General features: G+C 72.5%; 17 protein-coding genes and 1 pseudogene. 10 read left to right on the top strand and 8 right to left on the bottom strand.

All coding sequences use genetic code 11. From position 1 onward, the window contains the following. The first annotated feature begins 45 nt into the window (after positions 1-45). The 4 genes from BMW67_RS03210 to BMW67_RS03195 are packed head-to-tail and all read left to right on the top strand — an operon-like array spanning position 46 to position 3252. Positions 46-864 (top strand): SDR family oxidoreductase, encoded by an 819-nt coding sequence (locus BMW67_RS03210; RefSeq protein ID WP_072745971.1) that lies wholly within the window; start codon positions 46-48, stop codon positions 862-864. After that, complete coding sequence (locus BMW67_RS03205; protein WP_245728442.1) at positions 864-1442, top strand: MaoC family dehydratase; 579 nt, start codon at positions 864-866, stop codon at positions 1440-1442. Before BMW67_RS03210 ends, BMW67_RS03205 begins: the two co-directional genes overlap by 1 nt. After that, entirely contained in the window at positions 1439-2479 is a 1041-nt protein-coding gene (locus BMW67_RS03200) for a phosphotransferase (protein ID WP_072745972.1), read from the top strand. Before BMW67_RS03205 ends, BMW67_RS03200 begins: the two co-directional genes overlap by 4 nt. Then, entirely contained in the window at positions 2476-3252 is a 777-nt protein-coding gene (locus BMW67_RS03195; protein ID WP_072745973.1) for an SDR family NAD(P)-dependent oxidoreductase, read from the top strand. The genes BMW67_RS03200 and BMW67_RS03195 overlap by 4 nt, the downstream gene beginning before the upstream one ends. Before the next feature lie 245 nt (positions 3253-3497). Here BMW67_RS03195 and BMW67_RS03190 read toward each other — a convergent pair whose 3' ends face one another. The 7 genes and pseudogenes from BMW67_RS03190 to BMW67_RS03160 all read right to left on the bottom strand — a co-directional run bounded on the left by BMW67_RS03190 (position 3498) and on the right by BMW67_RS03160 (position 10472). Next, on the bottom strand, positions 3498-3992 hold the full coding sequence (locus BMW67_RS03190; protein WP_072746110.1) for a GAF domain-containing protein: 495 nt from the start codon (positions 3990-3992) through the stop codon (positions 3498-3500). A gap of 59 nt (positions 3993-4051) precedes the next feature. Further along, positions 4052-5065, bottom strand: a complete 1014-nt coding sequence (locus BMW67_RS03185; RefSeq protein WP_072745974.1) for a glycosyl transferase family protein — start codon at positions 5063-5065, stop codon at positions 4052-4054. Between the two features lie 20 nt (positions 5066-5085). Then, the gene (locus tag BMW67_RS03180) at positions 5086-5874 is read right to left on the bottom strand and encodes a hypothetical protein (protein WP_072745975.1); all 789 of its coding nucleotides are present in this window, start codon (positions 5872-5874) and stop codon (positions 5086-5088) included. Next, positions 5871-6716 (bottom strand): annotated as a pseudogene (locus tag BMW67_RS03175) (ABC transporter permease); the annotation flags it as partial. The gene BMW67_RS03180 and the pseudogene BMW67_RS03175, both read right to left, overlap by 4 nt. 20 nt (positions 6717-6736) lie before the next feature. Then, the gene (locus BMW67_RS03170) at positions 6737-8005 is read right to left on the bottom strand and encodes an ABC transporter permease (RefSeq protein ID WP_072745977.1); all 1269 of its coding nucleotides are present in this window, start codon (positions 8003-8005) and stop codon (positions 6737-6739) included. Positions 8006-8179: 174 nt separating this feature from the next. Further along, the gene (locus tag BMW67_RS03165) at positions 8180-9307 is read right to left on the bottom strand and encodes an ABC transporter substrate-binding protein (protein ID WP_072745978.1); all 1128 of its coding nucleotides are present in this window, start codon (positions 9305-9307) and stop codon (positions 8180-8182) included. Positions 9308-9383: 76 nt separating this feature from the next. Next, positions 9384-10472, bottom strand: a complete 1089-nt coding sequence (locus BMW67_RS03160) for an ABC transporter ATP-binding protein (RefSeq protein WP_072745979.1) — start codon at positions 10470-10472, stop codon at positions 9384-9386. Positions 10473-10823: 351 nt separating this feature from the next. Between BMW67_RS03160 and BMW67_RS03155 the strand changes: the two genes are divergently transcribed. The 4 genes from BMW67_RS03155 (at position 10824) to BMW67_RS03140 (ending at position 14837) form a co-directional block, all read left to right on the top strand. Continuing rightward, positions 10824-11714: a LysR family transcriptional regulator gene (locus BMW67_RS03155; RefSeq protein WP_072745980.1), complete on the top strand. Its 891-nt coding sequence runs from the start codon at positions 10824-10826 to the stop codon at positions 11712-11714. Between the two features lie 176 nt (positions 11715-11890). Continuing rightward, positions 11891-13078: a glycosyltransferase gene (locus BMW67_RS03150; protein WP_072745981.1), complete on the top strand. Its 1188-nt coding sequence runs from the start codon at positions 11891-11893 to the stop codon at positions 13076-13078. Beyond that, positions 13075-13899 (top strand): class I SAM-dependent methyltransferase, encoded by an 825-nt coding sequence (locus BMW67_RS03145; protein ID WP_072745982.1) that lies wholly within the window; start codon positions 13075-13077, stop codon positions 13897-13899. The genes BMW67_RS03150 and BMW67_RS03145 overlap by 4 nt, the downstream gene beginning before the upstream one ends. Further along, positions 13896-14837: a lysylphosphatidylglycerol synthase domain-containing protein gene (locus BMW67_RS03140; protein ID WP_072745983.1), complete on the top strand. Its 942-nt coding sequence runs from the start codon at positions 13896-13898 to the stop codon at positions 14835-14837. The genes BMW67_RS03145 and BMW67_RS03140 overlap by 4 nt, the downstream gene beginning before the upstream one ends. A gap of 137 nt (positions 14838-14974) precedes the next feature. Here the strand turns inward: BMW67_RS03140 and pdxH are convergent, their stop codons facing one another. Continuing rightward, positions 14975-15622: a pyridoxamine 5'-phosphate oxidase gene (gene pdxH, locus BMW67_RS03135; RefSeq protein ID WP_072745984.1), complete on the bottom strand. Its 648-nt coding sequence runs from the start codon at positions 15620-15622 to the stop codon at positions 14975-14977. A 243-nt stretch (positions 15623-15865) separates the two neighbouring features. On the opposite strand from pdxH, the gene fabI reads away from it, so the two are divergent. Together fabI and gpt are read left to right on the top strand one after the other, a co-directional pair. Next, on the top strand, positions 15866-16681 hold the full coding sequence (gene fabI, locus BMW67_RS03130; protein ID WP_072745985.1) for an enoyl-ACP reductase FabI: 816 nt from the start codon (positions 15866-15868) through the stop codon (positions 16679-16681). Between the two features lie 29 nt (positions 16682-16710). Continuing rightward, entirely contained in the window at positions 16711-17217 is a 507-nt protein-coding gene (gene gpt, locus BMW67_RS03125) for a xanthine phosphoribosyltransferase (protein ID WP_072745986.1), read from the top strand. Positions 17218-17320: the final 103 nt, after the last annotated feature.

Genomic DNA, 17320 nt, shown 5'->3' with positions numbered 1-17320 from the left:
GACGGACCGCGACGCGAAACGACGATCGCTCTCAGGGAGGAACGCATGAGCTATCTCGAGGACATGTTCGGCGTCGCCGGCAAGACCGCGCTGGTCACCGGCGGCGCGACCGGAATCGGCCGCATGATCGCCGAGGGCCTGGCGGCGGGCGGCGCGCGGGTGCTCATCGCCTCGCGCAAGGGCGAGGATTGCGCCCGCGTCGCCGAAGAGATCAACGCCCTGGGCCACCCGGGCAAGGTCGAGGGCTTCGGCGGCGACGTGGGCACGGAGCAGGGCGTGGCCGACCTGGCCGCCGAGGTCGCGCGCCGCACCGACCGCCTGCCGATCCTGGTCAACAACGCCGGCGTGTCCTGGGGCGCGCCGCTGGGCCAGTTCCCCTGGGACGCCTGGGACAAGGTCATGCGCGTGAACGTCGCGGGCCTGTTCCACCTGACGCAGACGCTGCTGCCGCTTCTGGACGCGGCCGCCACCGACGACGACCCCGCGCGCGTCATCAATCTGGGCTCGGTCATGGGCGCCTGGCCCATCGGCGACGGGGCGTATTCCTATTCGGCCTCGAAGGCGGCGGTGCATCACCTGACGCGCATCCTGGCCAAGGAGCTGGCGCACAAGCGCATCACCTTCAACGCCTTCGCCCCCGGCCCCTTCCAGTCGCGCATGACCGCCTTCGCCACCGGCGACGCCGAGAAGGCCGCCCGCGTCGCCGCCGGCGTGCCGCTGGGCCGCATCGGCCGGCCCGAGGACGTGCAGGGCGCGGCGCTGTTCCTGTGCTCGAAGGCCGGCGCCTACGTCACCGGCGCCATCCTGCCGCTCGACGGCGGCATCGGCGTGCACACCGGCGGCGATCTGTTCGGGAGGGACTGATGCACGACGGAAGCCTCGGCGCGCCCGCGCCGCACCCCAACGCGATGGAGCACGACATGACGCAGATCCAGGATTTCGACCCGCGCGAGCGCCCGGCCCCGGTCTGGACGGTCGAGCAGCTCATGGCCGCCCAGGGCCAGGAGATCGGCGTCTCGTCCTGGATCGAGATCACGCAGGAGCGCGTGAACATGTTCGCCGTCGCCACCGACGACCGCAACTTCATCCACGTCAACCCCGAGCGCACGCGCCGCGAGGCGGGGCTGCGCGGGACCATCGCGCATGGCTTCCTGACGCTGTCGCTGCTCTCGGCCATGAGCTACGAGGTCACGCCCCGCATCGAGGGCGCCACGCTGGGCCTGAACTACGGCGTGGACAAGGCGCGCTTCCTGACCCCCGTGCCCGTGGGCGCGCGCGTGCGCGGGCGCATCTCGCTGGCCGAGGTCACGCGCAAGCCCGGCGCGCTCATCATCGCCTGGGACGCGGTGGTCGAGATCGAGGGCGCCGAGGTGGCCGCGGGCGGACGCCCGGCCATGATCGCCCGCTGGCTGAGCCACATCACGCTGGGGCACAAGGCATGAGCGCGAATCCCGCGGCCACGCTCGACGTCGCGGCGCTGGGCCCGTATCTGGAGGCCAACATCCCCGGCTTCCGCGGCCTGCGCGCGGCGGTCAAGTTCCCCACCGGCCAGTCCAACCCCACCTTCCGCCTCGAGGCGGACAGCGGCCTTTACGTGCTGCGCGCCAAGCCGCCGGGCAAGCTGCTCAAATCCGCGCACCAGGTCGATCGCGAGTTCCGCGTCATGCGCGCGCTCGAGGGCACGAACGTGCCCGTGCCGCGCGCGCTGTTCCTGGCCCCCGAGGACAACCCCATCGGGCGCATGTTCTACGTCATGGAGCATCTCGACGGGCGCGTGCTGTGGGACCCGGCCCTGCCCGACATGACCCCGCGCGACCGGGCCGAGATCTACGACGCCATGAACGCGACGCTGGCGGCGCTGCACGACGTCGACGTCGAGGCCGCCGGGCTGGCCGATTTCGGCAAGCCGGGCAGCTATTTCGTGCGCCAGCTGGGGCGCTGGACGCAGCAATACCGGGCCTCGGCGGTCGAGCCGATCGCGGACATGGACGCGCTCATCGCCTGGCTCGAGCGGCATGTGCCCGAAGACGACGGGCAGGTCTCGCTGGTGCATGGCGACTACCGGCTGGACAACATGATGTTCGCCCGCGACGAGAACCGCGTCATCGCGGTGCTGGACTGGGAGCTGTCCACGCTGGGCCATCCGCTGGCGGACCTGGCCTATCAGTGCATGCAGTGGCGCCTGCCCCATGAGGGGGGCTTCCGCGGCCTTGCCGGCGTCGAGCGCGGCCCCGCCACGGGCATTCCCACCGAGGCCGAATACGTGGCCGCCTATTGCCGGCGCCGCGGCATCGCCGAGATCCCGGACTGGACCTTCTGCCTTGCGTTCAGCTTCTTCCGCCTCGCCGCGATCCTGCAGGGCGTCTACAAGCGCGCGCTCGACGGCAACGCCTCGAACCCCGAACGGGCGCTCGAGATCGGCAAGAACGTGCCGCGCCTGGCGGCGCTGGCCATGGACTGCATCAGGGAGGATTCATGAAGAAGCGTTTCGACGGCCTGGCCGTCCTCATCACCGGCGCGACGGGGGGCTTCGGCCGCCTGGCCGCCGCCGCCTTCGCCGAGGAAGGCGCGCGGCTGGTCCTGTCGGACCGCGCGCCCGCCCCGCTCGAATCGCTGGCCCAGACGCTGGACGCGGAATGCGTGACGCTGGCCGGCGACGTTGCCGATCCCGCGCTGCACCGCGACCTGGTCGCCCTGGCCGAGGACAGCTTCGGCGGCCTCGACGTGGCGGTGAACAATGCGGGCATCGCCCACCCCGCCGCCCGGCTCGAGGACATCTCGGACGAGGACGCGCGCGCCGTGATCGAGATCGACCTCCTGGCCGTGTTCTACGCCATGAAGGCGCAGATCCCGGCCATGACCGCGCATGCCGCGCGCACCGGGCGCGGCGCGGCCATCGTCAACATCGCCTCGGTGGCGGGGCTGGCGGGGGCGCCGACCATCTCGGTCTATTCGGCGGCCAAGCACGGGGTGGTGGGGCTGACGCGCTCGGCCGCGGCCGAGAACGCGCGCCGCGGGCTGCGCGTGAACGCCGTGTGCCCCGCCTTCGCGCGCACGCCCATGGTCGAGGCCGGCCTGCTGAGCGGCGAGGACCAGGCCGAGGCCGAGCGTCGCCTGACGCGCGGCGTGCCCATGCGCCGCGTCGCCGATCCGGCCGAGATCATCCCGGCCATCCTGTTCGCCGCCGATCCGGCCAACAGCTTCATGACCGGGCAGACCCTGGCGCCGGACGGCGGCATCACCGCCATCTGACGCCGATGCGCAGGGGCCGCGCCGCGCGGCCCCCGCCTTCGCGCCCTGGCGCGGACCGGCGAAGCGCGGCCGAAGCCCGGCGCGAGGCCCCCAGACCCAATCCGGCCCTCGCAATCCGGCCCTGCGAGGCCGCGGCGCGGTTGCTCGGCCATCTTTCCGGCCAGCCGCCGGGCGCGCTTCGCTCGACCTGCCGCGACGCCCTGGCTTCCGCGGCCCGCTGCAGGCGGCCCCGGCGCCCGCGTCCCTCAGCCTGCCGCCCGGCCGTCCGCCGAGCCCGCGCCAAGGCGCCCGAAGACCTCGGCCAGCATGGCCTCGATCTCGGCGCGGTCCTGATCGTCGAAGAAGGCGGGCCGGTCGCTGTCCACGTCCAGCACCCCCAGCAGCGCACCCCGCCCGTCGAAGACCGGCGCGACGATCTCCGAGCGCGTCGAGGACGAGCACGCGATGTGCCCCGGAAAGGCGTCCACGTCGTCCACCACCTGCGTGCGCCCGGTGCGCGCCGCCGCCCCGCACACCCCGCGCGAGAACGGGATGGTCAGGCAGCCATGACCGCCCTGATAGGGGCCGATCTTGAGCGTCTCGCCCCCGACGTTGCGATAGAAACCCACCCAGTCCCAGCCGTCGAAGGCGTGGAACAGCTCGCATGCCACCGTGGCCATCAGCGCCACCACGTCCTCCTCGCCCTCGGTCAGGGCGCGGATGCGCGCGCGCGTCTCGCGCCAGATCTCGGTCTTGTCCATGCTCTCGCCCCCATTTGCATGCGCGCGCCCATCCATGCGCGCGCTCGTCTGCGGCGCGCTCATGCCGCCTCGTCCATGCGCGCGCGCCACAGCGCCCATGCGCGCGCCTCGGCCGCCTCGAGATCGGGCGCCAGCCCCGCCGACAGCAGCGCCAGCGCCGCCGTGCCCGCGACGGTCGCCGCCGCGTAGGGATCGTCCTCTTCGCCGCGCCAGACGGCGAGAAAGCGCGCGGCCGAGGGCTCGGGCTCGGCATGGCGGCGCGCCGGCGCCTCGATCAGCGGCGGGGCCGTCTCTTCGAAGGCGCGCCCGTGCTCGAGACGGAACAGCTCGACCCTCTTGGCCGGGACGCGCTCGGCCTCGCCGCCGCCGCCCTTGACCGCGATCATCGAGCGCGCGCCCAAAAGCGCCGCCGCCTGCTGCTGCAAGGCGCGGTAGGAGGGGTGGAACACCCCCTGCACCGAGGCCCCCGCCCCCGCCGGATCGAACAGCTTGAGCGCCGTGTTCGCCGGCGAGCGCAGGCCCAGCACCTTGCGCAGGCGCAGCACGCGCAAGAGCTCGGGGTCGATCGCCTCGAGCGGCGCATAGGCCAAGCCCGTCGCGGCCAACGCCGCGGCGGCCTCGGCGGGCGTGCGCGCCGGCGCGATCCCCAGCGCCTCGAGCGCCGCGCGCGTGTGCAGCGGATGGCTCATGTGGCTGTTGTAGCCGTGCATGAACACCCGCGCCCCGCCCCGCGCGGCCAGAAGCGCCGCCAGCACGAACCACGGCGCCCCGCGCGAGCGCCCCGCCGCGTAGGAGGGCCAGTCCAGCGTCGCGCCGATGCCCGCCCAGGGCCGGGCGCGCGCGCGCATGGCGTCGACGAAGCCGGCGATCTCGTCGGCGCTCTCGCCGCGATAGCGCATGAGCATGAGCAGCGCGCCCACCGCCTCGGGCGCGGCGCGGCCGTCAAGGATGCGCGCCATGGCGTCGGCGGCCTCGGCGCGGGTCAGATGGCGCGCGCGGCCCGGCCCGCGCCCCAGCGCGCGCACATGCGCCGCAAAGGCGGCGTCGTCTTCGTCGGATCGTCCGGTCGTCATGGCGCGTTCGGCTCCTGCGGCTACGGGCGGGCGGGGGCCAGACGCAGCGCGTTGCTCAGCCGCCCGGCGGCCTCGGGGCCGACGGCGCCGCAGATTCGCACCGCCCCGCCCGGCTCGGCCGCCAGGCAGTAATCATGCGATCCGGCGTCCAGATTCAAGGCCATGCGCGGCGCCGCCTGCGCCGCCAGCGCCAACGCAGCCTCGTGCAGCGTCAACGGCGCGCCGCTGTTCCACAGCCCCACCGCCCCGTCGGCGCGCTGGAAAAGGATGCGGCGACGCGCGCGCGGCGCGTCCTCGGCCGGGCGCAGGTCCAGCGCGCCCTCGCGGATGAGCAGATGGGACTGCATCGCCGAGGCGCCCGCCCCCTCGGCCGCGCGCGCGAAAGCCACGCGCCCGGCCAGCGTGGACAGGTCGTGCACGCGCCCCCCAAGCGGCACGGCGCGCACCTGCGCGATGCGCAGCGCGCCGTCCGCGCCGATCAGCGCCAGCCCGTCCATGCGCGCAAGCTCGAGGCTGACGCGCCGGCCCTTGCGGATGAACACGCCCACCGGCTTGGGCTTGCCGCCCGCCCGCCGGTCCGTGGCGGTGTAGGCGCCCGCAGCCTCGACCGCGCCGGGGGGCGGGCGCCCCAGAAGGTCGGCGTCCTCGGGCAGCAGCAGAAGCTGGGCCTCATAGGCGCCCGGACAGGCGAAGAACTCGATCCGCGCGGGCGGCTCGGCCTCGGGCGCGGGCGCGCAGCCCGCCGCCGCGGCCGCGGCCCGAAGCGCCAGCGCGGCCGCAAGCCCGAGCGCGCGGCGCGCCCGACTCACGAGGGGGTGATGCCGCGCAGACGCTCGGAGCGGCGGCGCAGCAGCTCGAGCACCGTCAGCAGGATGACCGACAGCGTGACCAGGATCGTGGCCACCGCCAGGATGGTCGGGCTGATCTGCTCGCGCAGGCCCGTGAACATCTGCCAGGGCAGCGTCTTCTGCCCGGCCGAGCCGACGAACAGCACCACCACCACCTCGTCGAACGAGGTGATGAAGGCGAACAGCGCGCCCGACACCACGCCCGGCAGGATCAGCGGCATCTGCACCTTGAAGAAGGTGCGCACCGGCCCCGCCCCCAGATTGGCCGCCGCGCGCACCAGCGAGCGGTCGAAGCCCACCAGCGTCGCCGTGACCGTGATGATGACGAAGGGCGTGCCCAGCGCCGCATGCGCCAGCACCACGCCCCAATAGGTGCCCTGCAGCCCGATGCGCGAGTAGAAGAAATACATGCCCGCGGCCGAGATGATCAGCGGCACGATCATGGGCGAGATCAGCACCGCCATGATCGTTCCCTTGAAGGGCATCTTGCCCGAGCTGAGCCCGATCGCCGCCAGCGTTCCGAACGCCACCGACAGCAGCGTGGCCATGGGCGCGATCGCGAACGAGTTGCGCAGCGCGTTCTGCCAGCCCGAGTCGGTGAAGAAGTCGCGGTAGTGATCCAGGCTGTAGCCGGACGCTTCGAAGCGCAGCATCTCGGGGGTGAAGGTGAAGAAGGGCTGCGCGTTGAAGCTGAGCGGGATGATGATCAGGATCGGGATGATCAGGAACAGGAAGATCAGCGCGCAGATGAAGCGGAAGGCGTAGTGCCAGCCGCGCTGCAGCGGAGTCGCGTAGGGGGGGAGCTTGCTCATGGTCCGTCTCCTCAGCCCAGCTTGACGTTGTCGATGCCGACGATCTTGTCGTAGGCCCAGTAGAGCGCCAGCACCAGGATCAGCAGCAGCGAACTCAGCGCCGCGGCCAGCCCCCAGTTCAGCGACACCGAGATGTGGTAGGCGATGCGGTTCGAGATGAAGGTGCCCGACGTGCCGCCCACCAGCTCGGGGGTGATGTAGTAGCCGATGGCCAGGATGAAGCACAGGATCGCCCCCGCGCCGATGCCCGGGATGGTCTGCGGGAAATAGACCCGCCAGAAGGCGGTCCAGTCGTTGGCGCCAAGGCTCTTGGCCGCGCGCACATAGCTGGGCGGCACCGTCTTCATCACCGAATAGAGCGGCAGGATCATGAAGGGCAGCAGGATGTGCGTCATGGCGATGATCGTGCCCGTCTGATTGTTGATCAGCGCCAGCCGGTGCGCGTCGTCGATCAGCCCGATCCCGACCAGCAGGTCGTTGATCACGCCCTGCTGCTGCAGCAGCACCTTCCACGCCGAGGTGCGCACCAGAAGCGAGGTCCAGAACGGCAGCAGCACCAGGATCATCAAAAGGTTCGAGGTGCGCGCGGGCAGGTTCGCCAGCAGCCACGCCACAGGATAGCCCAGCAGCAGGCACATCCCCGTGATGACCGCCGAAAGCGAGATCGTGCGCCAGAACAGCTTCAGGTAGATGCGGTCCTTCTCGTCGCGCAGATGCACGCCCTCAGCGTCGCGCTGCATGTCGAGCGCGGCCAGGAAGTAGCCGTCGGTGAAGCGCGGCGAGAACTGCTTGATGACGCGCCAGGTCTCGACGTCGGCCCAGTCGTCGTCGGCCTTGACGAATTGCGGCTTGAGCGGCTTGTCGGGATCCATGCGCTTGATCCGCCGGCCCATCTTGCGGAAGACCGACGAGATGCCCGACTTCTCGTAGTTGAGCCGCTGGCCCACCTGGGTGTGCTTCTTCTCGGCGACGGCGACCTTGAGATCCTCGTAGAGCGCGCGGAACACCGGCTCGTCGGGGGCCTGACCGCTCGCCGGATCCCAGTCCTCGAGCGCCTCGACCGTGCGCGGCAGCGTGTCGGCGACGATCTCGTTCTCGACCGAGCGGAACAGCATGTCGCCGATGGGGGCGATGAAGGTCAGCAGGATGAAGCCCAGAAGCGGCGCCGTCAGCAGAAAGGCGCGCAGCCGCAGCCGCCGCTCGGCCCGCCGCAGCGATACCTTCAGCGGCGTTCCGTCCGCGGCCAGGACCGGCCCGCCATTCGCGCTCGCGTCGCTCATCTTCGCCTCGCTCGCTTGCTTGTTTCCGATCGGCGCCCCGTGGGGCGTCGCGCGCCTCGGCGCGGTCCGCCATGCGGGCCGCCCCGGGGGGCGCGGGGTCGGGCGCGGCGAAGGATGCCGCCGCGCCCGCGCGTCATCGGCGGCGGCCCGCCCGGAAGACGGGCCGCGCGCGGCTCACTGGCTCAGCCAGGCCTGGAACTTGGCGTCCAGATCGTCGCGGTAATCCGCCCACCACTCGTAGTTGTAGAGCAGCGTGTTCTTGGCGTTGTCCGGGTTGGTCGGCATGTGCGGCGCCATGTCGATGCCCAGCTCGGCATGCTTGCCGACCAGCGGAGCCGACGACTTGCGCGCCGGGCCGTAGGCGATGTACTTGGCCTGGTCGGCCAGACGCTGCGTGTCGGTGGCGAAGCGCACGAAGTGCAGGGCGCGGTTCTTGCGGTCCTCGGGCAGGCCGGCGGGGATGACCCAGCCGTCAAGATCGAACACCTGCATGTCCCACAGCATGCCCACGGGCTGCTTCTGCTCGGCGATCAGCGCGAACAGGCGGCCGTTGTAGGTCGAGCCCATCACGACCTCGCCGTCGGCCAGCAGCTGCGGCGTCTCGGCGCCGGCGGTCCACCAGATCACGTGGTCCTTGATGGTGTCGAGCTTGGCGAAGGCGCGGGCCTGGCCCTCTTCGGTCTCGAGGACGTCGTAGATGTCCTCCTTGGCGACGCCGTCGCAATAGAGCGCCCATTCGAGGTTGCCGATCGGCCGCTTCTCGAGCGCGCGCTTGCCCGGATACTTCTCGAGGTCGAAGATCGCGCAGATCGAGGTCGGCGGCTCGGACACCATGTCGGTGCGGTAGCCCACCGCCGTCGAGTAGACGATCTGCGGGATGAAGCACTCGGTCACCAGAAGGTCGCCGAAATCGACCGAGGCGGGCGTGCCGTCGGGGGCGGGCGCCAGCTGGGTGTCGGGGTCGATGGGCATGGCCAGGCCCTCGTCGCACAGACGGATCGCGTCCGAGGCCACCACGTCCACCACGTCCCAGGTGATGTTGCCCGCCTCGGCCATGGCGCGCATCTTGGCCACGGCCTCGGCCGAGCTCTCGTCCCAGATGACGTTCACGCCGGGGTTGAGGGCCTTGTAGGGCTCGACATAGGCCTTGCGCTGCGATTCCTGATAGGCGCCGCCCCACGAGACGATGGTCATCTCGTTGGCGCAGTTCTCGCAAGGCGGCATGTCCTCGGCCATCGCGGCCCAGCCGGCGGCGGACACCGCGGCGGCCGCGCCAAGGCCAAGCATGGTCTTGAGATTCATGACATAACTCCCGTTTGTCGTTGTGGTCTTCGATAACCGACGTCGCCGCGCGGCAAGGCGCGGCGCGCCGGATTCCTCATTCCGCGTCCAGCGCGCGGCAGTCCTCGGGCCGCCAGGACAGCGTCGTCACCTCGCCCACCGTCAGCGCCGCGTGCTCGGAGGCGTTGGGCACCTTGACGATGAAGTCGGTGTTGCCGTGCACCTCCATCCGGCAACGGATGTGGTCGCCCAGATAGATCAGCTCGAGCACGCGCGCCTCGACCGAGTTGAAGTCGGGCTTGGCGCCGATCTCGACGCGCTCGGGGCGGATCGACAGCCGCGTGCGCGAGCCGGGGCCGGCGATGTTCACCGCCAGGGCGCGCGCCGTCTCGCCATTGTCGAAGCGCACCAGGCACAGCTCGCCCTCGACCGCCTCGACGGTGGCGTCGAGCTTGTTGTTCTCGCCGATGAACTGGGCCACGAAGCTGTTCATCGGCTTCTCGTACAGCGTCGCCGGATCGTCCAGCTGCTGGATGCGCCCGTCGTTGAACACGGCGATGCGGTCCGACATGGTCAGCGCCTCGGACTGGTCGTGGGTGACATAGACCACCGTCACGCCCAGACGCTCGTGGATGTGCTTGATCTCGAACTGCATCTGCTCGCGCAGCTGCTTGTCCAGCGCGCCCAGCGGCTCGTCCATCAGCACCAGCGGCGGGTCGAACACCAGCGCGCGCGCCACGGCGATGCGCTGCTGCTGACCGCCCGACAGCTGCGCCGGGCGGCGGCTGGCGAAGTCGGACATCTGCACCATGTCGAGGGCGCGCGCGACCTTCTCCTCGATCTGGGCGCGGCTCATCTTGCGCACCTCGAGCGGGAAGGCCAGGTTCTCGGCCACCGTCATGTGCGGGAACAGGGCGTAGTTCTGGAACACCATGCCGATGCCGCGCTTGTGCGGCGGGACCGAGTTGATCGGCCGCCCGTCCAGCAGGATGTCGCCATGGGTGGCGGTCTCGAAGCCTGCCAGCATCATCAGACAGGTGGTCTTGCCCGAGCCCGACGGGCCGAGCATGGTCAGGAACTCGCCGCGCCCGATGTTCAGATTCAGGTCTTTGACGACCAGCGTCTCGCCGTCATAGCTTTTCTGGACGTGATCGAACACGACGAAGGCGTCGTCGGCGCTTGTCATATGACCTTCCCTGTTCTTCGTTGTCGTTTGTTGTCGTTTTTGTCGCGCGCCCCTTTGCGCCGGCGGGCGCCGGAACGTCATCGGCGCAAGCTAAACACGTCGCGGCGGGGGGTTACAAGGGCATTGAACGACATTCGAAGGCTGTAAAACGACGCGCCGCCCCGCCTTCGCGCGGCGCGCGAAGATGCCCGGCGCGTTTCGCGCGCCGCGCCGTTGCGCCGGACGGCCCGCCGCCCGGCGCCGCGCGAGCGCGCGCCGCATTGACCCCGCCCGCGAAACATGCGGTTCTGAAGGCGTTCGCCGATCTTCCGACCACCCTTCACGCGGAGCGCGCATGACGGCGCATCGTCCATGGACCGTCTGAGCGAGATGGAGGCCTTCGCCCGCGTGGTCGAACTGGGCGGCTTCACCGAGGCCGCGCGGCGCATGGGGGTCTCGAAATCGGCCGTGTCCAAGGCCGTCGCCGCGCTCGAGGAACGGCTGGGCGCGCGGCTGCTGACCCGCACCACGCGCCGCGTGGCGCCGACCGCGATCGGCGCCGCCTTCTACGAACGCGCCCGCCGCGTGATCGAAGAGGCCGAAGAGGCCGAGCGCATGGTCACCGCGCTGCACGGCGCGCCGCGCGGCGAGCTGCGCGTCTCGGCCCCGGTCAGCTTCGGGCTGCGGGTGCTGGCGCCGGCCGTGGCCGATTTCATGCGCCAGAACCCCGAGGTGACGCTGACGCTGTCGCTCGACGACCGCTTCGTCGAGCTGGTGTCGGCGGGCTTCGACATGGCGGTGCGCATCGGCCGCCTGCCGGACTCCAGCCTCAAGGCGCTGCGCCTGCGCAAGGTCGATCTGCTTCTGGCGGCCTCGCCCGAGTATCTGGCGCGCGCGGGCGTGCCGCGCCGCATCGAGGACCTGGCCGACCACCAGCTTCTGCGCTACGCCCATCAGGCGACGGGCGCCAGCTGGCGGCTGCGCGGCCCCGGCGGCGAAGAGCGGCAGGTGCGCGCGCGCGGGCGTCTGGTCGCCGACAATGGCGACGCCCTGGCGCTGGCGGCCGAAGCGGGGCTGGGCATCGTGCTGAGCCCGGATTTCATCATCGCCGAGGCCTTGGCGGCCGGGCGGCTGGTCGAGGTGCTGCCCGAATGCCGCCCCGAGCCGGCGGCCGCCTATGCCGTCCGCCCCGCGGGGCCTTTCCCGCCGCCGCAGCTCAGCGCCTTCGTCGACTTTCTGGCCCAGCGGCTGCGCGATGACTGAGGCTGCCCGGCGACGGCGCGATGACGGCGCGATGGACGGCGCGATGACGGGGCGATGACGGCGCGATGACGGGGCGATGAGATGGGCGGGGCGATGACGGGGCGACGAGATGGGCCGGGCGATGGATGACCGAGGCTGCGCAACGACCGGGGCGGGACGATGACCGAGGCCGCGCGATGACCGCCGCCGCGCCGCGCCCGCCGCGCGTGGTCCTGTGGGGAACCTGCGACCTGGGCAAGCCGCGCACGCGCATCCTCGTCGAAGGGCTGCGCGCCCAGGGCGTCGAGGTGATCGAGATCGTCGCCCATGTCTGGGAGGGCGTCGAGGACAAGAGCGTCCTGCCCCGACGGGCGCGCGCGCTGCGCCTTGCGCGCATGGCGGCGGCCTGGCCGGCTCTGGCCGCGCGCTATGCGCGCGCGCCCGCGCATGACGCCGTTCTGGTCGGATACATGGGCCAGTTCGACGTGCTGCCGGCCGCGCTGCTGGCGCGCCTGCGCGGGGCGCGGCTGGCCTGGGACATGTTCCTGTCGCTGCACGACGCCGTCGCCCATGACCGCGCCCTGGCGCGACCGCGCTCGGCGGCGGGGCGGCTGCTGCGCGCGCTCGAGCGCGCGGGGGCGCGGCTGGCCGACGTGGTCTTCGTGGACACGGCCGCGCATGCGCGCCGCATCGAAGGGCTGCTGGACCTGCCGCCGGGCGCGCTGGCGCATGTGCCCGTCGGCGCCGAGCCGGCGGCCTTTCCGCGCCTGCCGCCGCCGCCCCCGCCGGCCGCAAGGCGGTTGCGGCTGCTGTTCTACGGCCAGATGATTCCGCTGCACGGCGTCGAGACGATCCTGCGCGCGGCGCTGTCCGAGCGCGGCGCCGCGCATGACTGGACGCTGATCGGCCGCGGCCAGCAGGAGGGGCTGGTGCGCGAGGCGCTGGCGCGCGCGGGCGCACGCGCGGCGCATGTGCGCTGGCGCGAGTGGGTTCCCTATCGCGAGCTGATCGCGCAGATGCGCCGCGCCGACATCTGCCTCGGCGTCTTCGGCGGTTCGGGCAAGGCGGGCTGCGTGACGCCCAACAAGGTGCACCAGGCCCTGGCCGCCGGGCGCCCGGTGGTCACGCGCGACGGACCGGCGCTGCGCGAGCTGGCGGCCGCGATCGGCCCCGAGCCGGGCCTCGAGGCCGCCGCGCCCGAAGATCCCGAGGCGCTGCTCGACGCCATCGACCGCCTCGCCGCGCGCGGCCTGCCCCAGCCCTCGGAACGCGCCGCGCGCGTCTTCTCGCCCGAGGCGATCGGCGCGCACGCGGCGCGGCTCATCCTGCCCCGGGCGCCGCGCGCCCGCGAACGCGAAGACCAGACGCAGAGCGCCAGGCCATGACCAGCGAGCAGAGCGGCGCCGTCGCCGGCCCGACCTTCCACCCCGTTCACGGACCGGCGCTTGCGCAGCTTGGCTGGACGCCGGCGCCGCGCTATCTGCTGCGCCGCGATCGCGTGCTGCGGGCCCTGCGCGGGCTGCGGGGCGCGCGCGTGCTCGACATCGGCTGCGGCGCCGGCGCGCTGCTGCGCGAGCTGGCGCAGATGGGCCACCGCGGCGCGGGGCTCGAGCGCTCGGCCCAGGCGCGCGCCCTGGCCGCGGTCATGAACCCCCCCGGCGGCCCGGTCGAGATCCGCGCCGAGCCTGCGCCCGACTGGGATGGGGCCTTCGACGTGCTGTGCTGCTTCGAGGTGCTCGAGCACATCGAGGACGATCTGAGCGCGCTGCGCGCATGGACGCGCATGCTGCGCCCCGGCGGGCTTGCGCTGCTGTCGGTCCCCTCGCGCCCCGAGCTCTGGGGGCCGGCCGACGTCTGGGCGGGCCATGTGCGGCGCTATCGCCGGCCCGGCTTCCGCGCCCTGATCGAAGGCGCGGGGCTGCGGGTCGAGCGGATCGAGAGCTACGGCTTTCCGCTGGCCAATCTCATGGAGCCGCTGCGCCATCGCGTCTACGCGCGTCAGCTGGCGAAGCCGGACCGCGCCGAGGCCGATCCGCAGACGCTGACGCTGCGCAGCGGCGCCGACCGCAGGGCGGAAACGCGCATCTGGCCGCTGCTGGCCTCGTGGCCGGGTTCGCTGGCCATGCGCGCGGCGACGCTGGCGCAGCGTCCCTTCCTGCGAACCGACCTTGGAAACGGCTATCTGGCCGTGGCGCGCAAGCCATGAGGGCGGGGCGCGCGGCGCGGCTGCTCGGCGCGGCGGCGGCGCTCGGCGCCGCGCTCTGGGCGCTGCGCCAGGGCCTGCACGCGATGCCCTCCATCGCGCCGGGAGATCCGCGCGTTCTGGGCGCGCTGGCCGCCTCGGTCGGGCTGTATCTGGCGGCGACGCTTTGCGCGGCCGAGGGCTGGCGCCAGATCCTGCTCGCAACCGGCGCCGGGGCGCGGCGACGCCTCGCCTGGTCGCAATTCCTGACGGCGCAGATCGGCAAGTATCTGCCGGGCAACGTTCTGCATCTGGCCGGGCGCGCGGGCCTTGCGCTGCGCGACGGCGTTCCCGCGCCCCTGGCGGCGGCGGCGATGGCGCTGGAGCTGGCGCTGAGCGCGGCGCTGGCGCTGGCGGCGGCGCTGGCGGGCGCGGCCGCCCTGCCCGGTCTGCGCGCCGCGCTGGCGGCGCAGGCGGGCGGCGCGGCGCAGCTGCTCGATCAGGCGCAGGAGCTTGGCGGCTGGGCGTGGGGCGCGGGGGCGCTGGCGGCCGCGCTGCTGGCGGGGGCGGTGTGGATGGGGGCGCGCCTCGCCCCCGTCCTGCGCGCGGCGCTGGGGCGGGCGCGGCCCGGGCGGCTGGCCGCTTTCGCCGCGCTTCAGCTTGCGGTGCTGGCGCTGCTGGGGCTGTCGCTGCAGGCGGCGGGAAGGGCGACGGGCGCGGCGATGGACGCGCCGACGGCCATGGCCGCCTTCGCCGGCGCGTGGCTCGTCGGCATGATCACGCCCGGCGCGCCCGGCGGGGCGGGCGTTCGCGAGGCGGCGCTGGTGCTGGCGCTGGGGCCGAGCGTGGGCGCGCCGGCGGCGCTGGCCTGCGCGCTGGCCCATCGCGCGGCGTCGATGCTGGGCGATGCGCTGGCCTGCGCGCTGGGCCTTGCGCTGCGCGCGGGACTGCGCGCCCGATAGGCGCCGGCCCGCAGCCGGGCGAGGCGGCGCGGGGCCGAACCCGATGCGCGCCCGAAGCAGGATCCGGCGCCCGGATCAAGGCCCCGCCGGGGCCCCGTCAAGGCCCGTAAAGGCCCGTCAAGGCGCGCCATGGCCCGTCAGGGATTGAGCCGCGTCACCGTCCATTCCTGCGACAGCGGGTCCTGTCGCGTCCAGCGGAAGCGGTCATGCAGGCGGTGCGCGCCGTCGGCCCAGAACTCGATCTGCAGCGGGCGGATGCGAAAGCCGCCCCAGAAAGGCGGGCGCGGCGGCGCGCCCATGAAGCGCGCGCCCGCCTTGGCCGCCTCGGCCATCAGATGCGCGCGCGAGGACAGCGGCTCGGACTGACGCGAGGCCCATGCCCCGACGCGCGACGCCAGCGAGCGCGAGGCGAAATAGGCGTCGGCCTTGGGGCCCTCCTCGCGCTCGACCAGACCGCGGGCGCGGATCTGGCGGCGCAGGGTCTTCCAGTGAATGACGAAGGCCGCGCGCGGATTGGCCGCCAGCTGCCGCCCCTTGGCCGAACCGTAATTGGTGTAGAACAGGAAGGCGCCCCCTTCGGCGGCGGGCTCGATCTCCTTGAGCAGCACCATGCGCACATCGGGCATGCCGTCGGGGTCGGCCGTGGCCAGAGCCATGGCGTTGGGATCGTTCGGCTCGGTCCTTTCCGCCTCGGCCAGCCACGCGGCGGCCAGCGCGAAGGGATCGTCGCCGGCGAAGATGCCGCCGCGCGGCTCGGTCTCGATGATGCGGGGGGGCTGGGTCATGGGCGCGCTCCTGCGGTTGCTGCCGGCGCAGCATAGCGCGCGCGCCGCGCGCGGCAACGCCCCCGCCCGACCCCCGCAACGCCCCCGCCCCGCTTGCGCCCCCGGCCCGGCGCGCGCCCTGCGGAGCGCTCCGCCCCGCGGCCTTCGCCGGACCCTGCGCCGCGCCCGCGCCGCGGCCGGGCTTGATGCTGCGCGCGATATGGCCTAATTGCTCCGCACCCGAAAAGCGACAGGAGCAGGGGCATGGCTGGACTGATGGCGGGCAAGCGCGGCCTTATCATGGGCGTGGCGAACAAGCAGTCGCTGGCGTGGGGCATCGCGCAGGCCTGCGCCGCGCAGGGCGCCGAGCTGGCCTTCTCGTATCAGGGCGAGGCGCTGGGCAAGCGCGTGACGCCGCTGGCCCAGTCGGTGGGCTCGGACCTGGTGCTGGAGTGCGACGTGACCCAGCCCGGCTCGATCGACGCGCTGTTCGAGACGCTGCGCGCGCGCTGGGGCAAGCTGGACTTCCTGGTCCACGCCATCGGCTTTTCCGACAAGAACGAGCTGCGCGGCCGCTACGTCGACACCAGCCCCGAGAACTTCGCGCTGACGATGAACGTCTCGGTCTATTCCTTCACCGCCGTCGCCCAGCGCGCCGAGAAGATGATGCCCGAGGGCGGCGCGATGCTGACCCTGACCTATTACGGCGCCGAGCGCGTCATGCCGCACTACAACGTCATGGGCGTGGCCAAGGCCGCGCTCGAGGCCTCGGTGCGCTACATGGCCATGGACCTCGGGCCGAAGGGCATCCGCGTCAACGCGCTCTCGGCCGGGCCGATCAAGACGCTGGCGGCCTCGGGGATCGGCGACTTCCGCTACATCCTCAAGTGGAACGAGCTCAACTCGCCCCTGCGCCGCAACGTCACGCAAGAGGATGTGGGCAAATCCGCGCTCTATCTGCTCTCGGACCTGTCCTCGGGCGTGACCGGCGAGACGCACCATGTGGACGCGGGCTATCATGTGGTCGGCATGAAGGCCGAGGACGCGCCCGACATCGACGTGGTCCAGGGCCGCAAGTGACCGCCCGCAGCCGCAGCAGGAGAGACCCCATGGCCGCCGACCGCCTTCCCCACGAAAAGGGCTTTCACGTCAGCTGGGACCAGATGCACCGCGACAGCCGCGCGCTGGCCTGGCGGCTGGACAAGCAGGGCCCCGGCGAGGACGGCGCCTGGAAGGCGGTGGTCGCCATCACCCGCGGCGGCATGGTGCCCGCCTGCATCGTCGCGCGCGAGCTGGACATCCGCATCGTCGACACGATCAGCGTCAAATCCTACGACCACCAGACCCAGACCGAGGCCAAGGTGCTCAAGGCCCCCGACGCGGCGCTTCTGGGCGACGGCGAGGGCGTGCTGGTGGTGGACGACCTGGTCGACAGCGGCAAGACGCTGGAGCTGGTGCGCAAGCTCTACCCCAAGGCGCATTTCGCCACCGTCTACGCCAAGCCCAAGGGGCGCGCGCAGGTGGACACCTTCATCACCGAGGTCAGCCAGGACACCTGGATCTTCTTCCCCTGGGACATGGCGCTGCAATACGTCGAGCCCTATCGCGGACGCTGAGCGGCGACGCCGGACCGGCGCGGGCGGGCCGCCAAAAAAAGGGCCGCGCCGGGCGCGGCCAGTCTGACAGGGAGGAGTCCAGCCGACGGAAACCACCAAACCG

This window comes from Oceanicella actignis (assembly GCF_900111545.1).
GTDB lineage: Bacteria > Pseudomonadota > Alphaproteobacteria > Rhodobacterales > Rhodobacteraceae > Oceanicella > Oceanicella actignis.
This window is presented reverse-complemented; position numbering and strand designations above follow the sequence as displayed.

What these genes read in the sequence shown, in the direction of transcription:
- BMW67_RS03160 (WP_072745979.1), bottom strand. Translation starts at nt 10,472, where the DNA reads ATGACAAGCGCCGACGACGCCTTCGTCGTGTTCGATCACGTCCAGAAA.
- BMW67_RS03195 (WP_072745973.1), top strand. Translation starts at nt 2,476, where the DNA reads ATGAAGAAGCGTTTCGACGGCCTGGCCGTCCTCATCACCGGCGCGACG.
- BMW67_RS03150 (WP_072745981.1), top strand. Translation starts at nt 11,891, where the DNA reads ATGACCGCCGCCGCGCCGCGCCCGCCGCGCGTGGTCCTGTGGGGAACC.
- gpt (WP_072745986.1), top strand. Translation starts at nt 16,711, where the DNA reads ATGGCCGCCGACCGCCTTCCCCACGAAAAGGGCTTTCACGTCAGCTGG.
- pdxH (WP_072745984.1), bottom strand. Translation starts at nt 15,622, where the DNA reads ATGACCCAGCCCCCCCGCATCATCGAGACCGAGCCGCGCGGCGGCATC.
- BMW67_RS03170 (WP_072745977.1), bottom strand. Translation starts at nt 8,005, where the DNA reads ATGAGCGACGCGAGCGCGAATGGCGGGCCGGTCCTGGCCGCGGACGGA.
- BMW67_RS03210 (WP_072745971.1), top strand. Translation starts at nt 46, where the DNA reads ATGAGCTATCTCGAGGACATGTTCGGCGTCGCCGGCAAGACCGCGCTG.
- BMW67_RS03145 (WP_072745982.1), top strand. Translation starts at nt 13,075, where the DNA reads ATGACCAGCGAGCAGAGCGGCGCCGTCGCCGGCCCGACCTTCCACCCC.
- BMW67_RS03190 (WP_072746110.1), bottom strand. Translation starts at nt 3,992, where the DNA reads ATGGACAAGACCGAGATCTGGCGCGAGACGCGCGCGCGCATCCGCGCC.
- BMW67_RS03205 (WP_245728442.1), top strand. Translation starts at nt 864, where the DNA reads ATGCACGACGGAAGCCTCGGCGCGCCCGCGCCGCACCCCAACGCGATG.
- BMW67_RS03185 (WP_072745974.1), bottom strand. Translation starts at nt 5,065, where the DNA reads ATGACGACCGGACGATCCGACGAAGACGACGCCGCCTTTGCGGCGCAT.
- BMW67_RS03165 (WP_072745978.1), bottom strand. Translation starts at nt 9,307, where the DNA reads ATGAATCTCAAGACCATGCTTGGCCTTGGCGCGGCCGCCGCGGTGTCC.
- BMW67_RS03155 (WP_072745980.1), top strand. Translation starts at nt 10,824, where the DNA reads ATGGACCGTCTGAGCGAGATGGAGGCCTTCGCCCGCGTGGTCGAACTG.
- fabI (WP_072745985.1), top strand. Translation starts at nt 15,866, where the DNA reads ATGGCTGGACTGATGGCGGGCAAGCGCGGCCTTATCATGGGCGTGGCG.
- BMW67_RS03200 (WP_072745972.1), top strand. Translation starts at nt 1,439, where the DNA reads ATGAGCGCGAATCCCGCGGCCACGCTCGACGTCGCGGCGCTGGGCCCG.
- BMW67_RS03140 (WP_072745983.1), top strand. Translation starts at nt 13,896, where the DNA reads ATGAGGGCGGGGCGCGCGGCGCGGCTGCTCGGCGCGGCGGCGGCGCTC.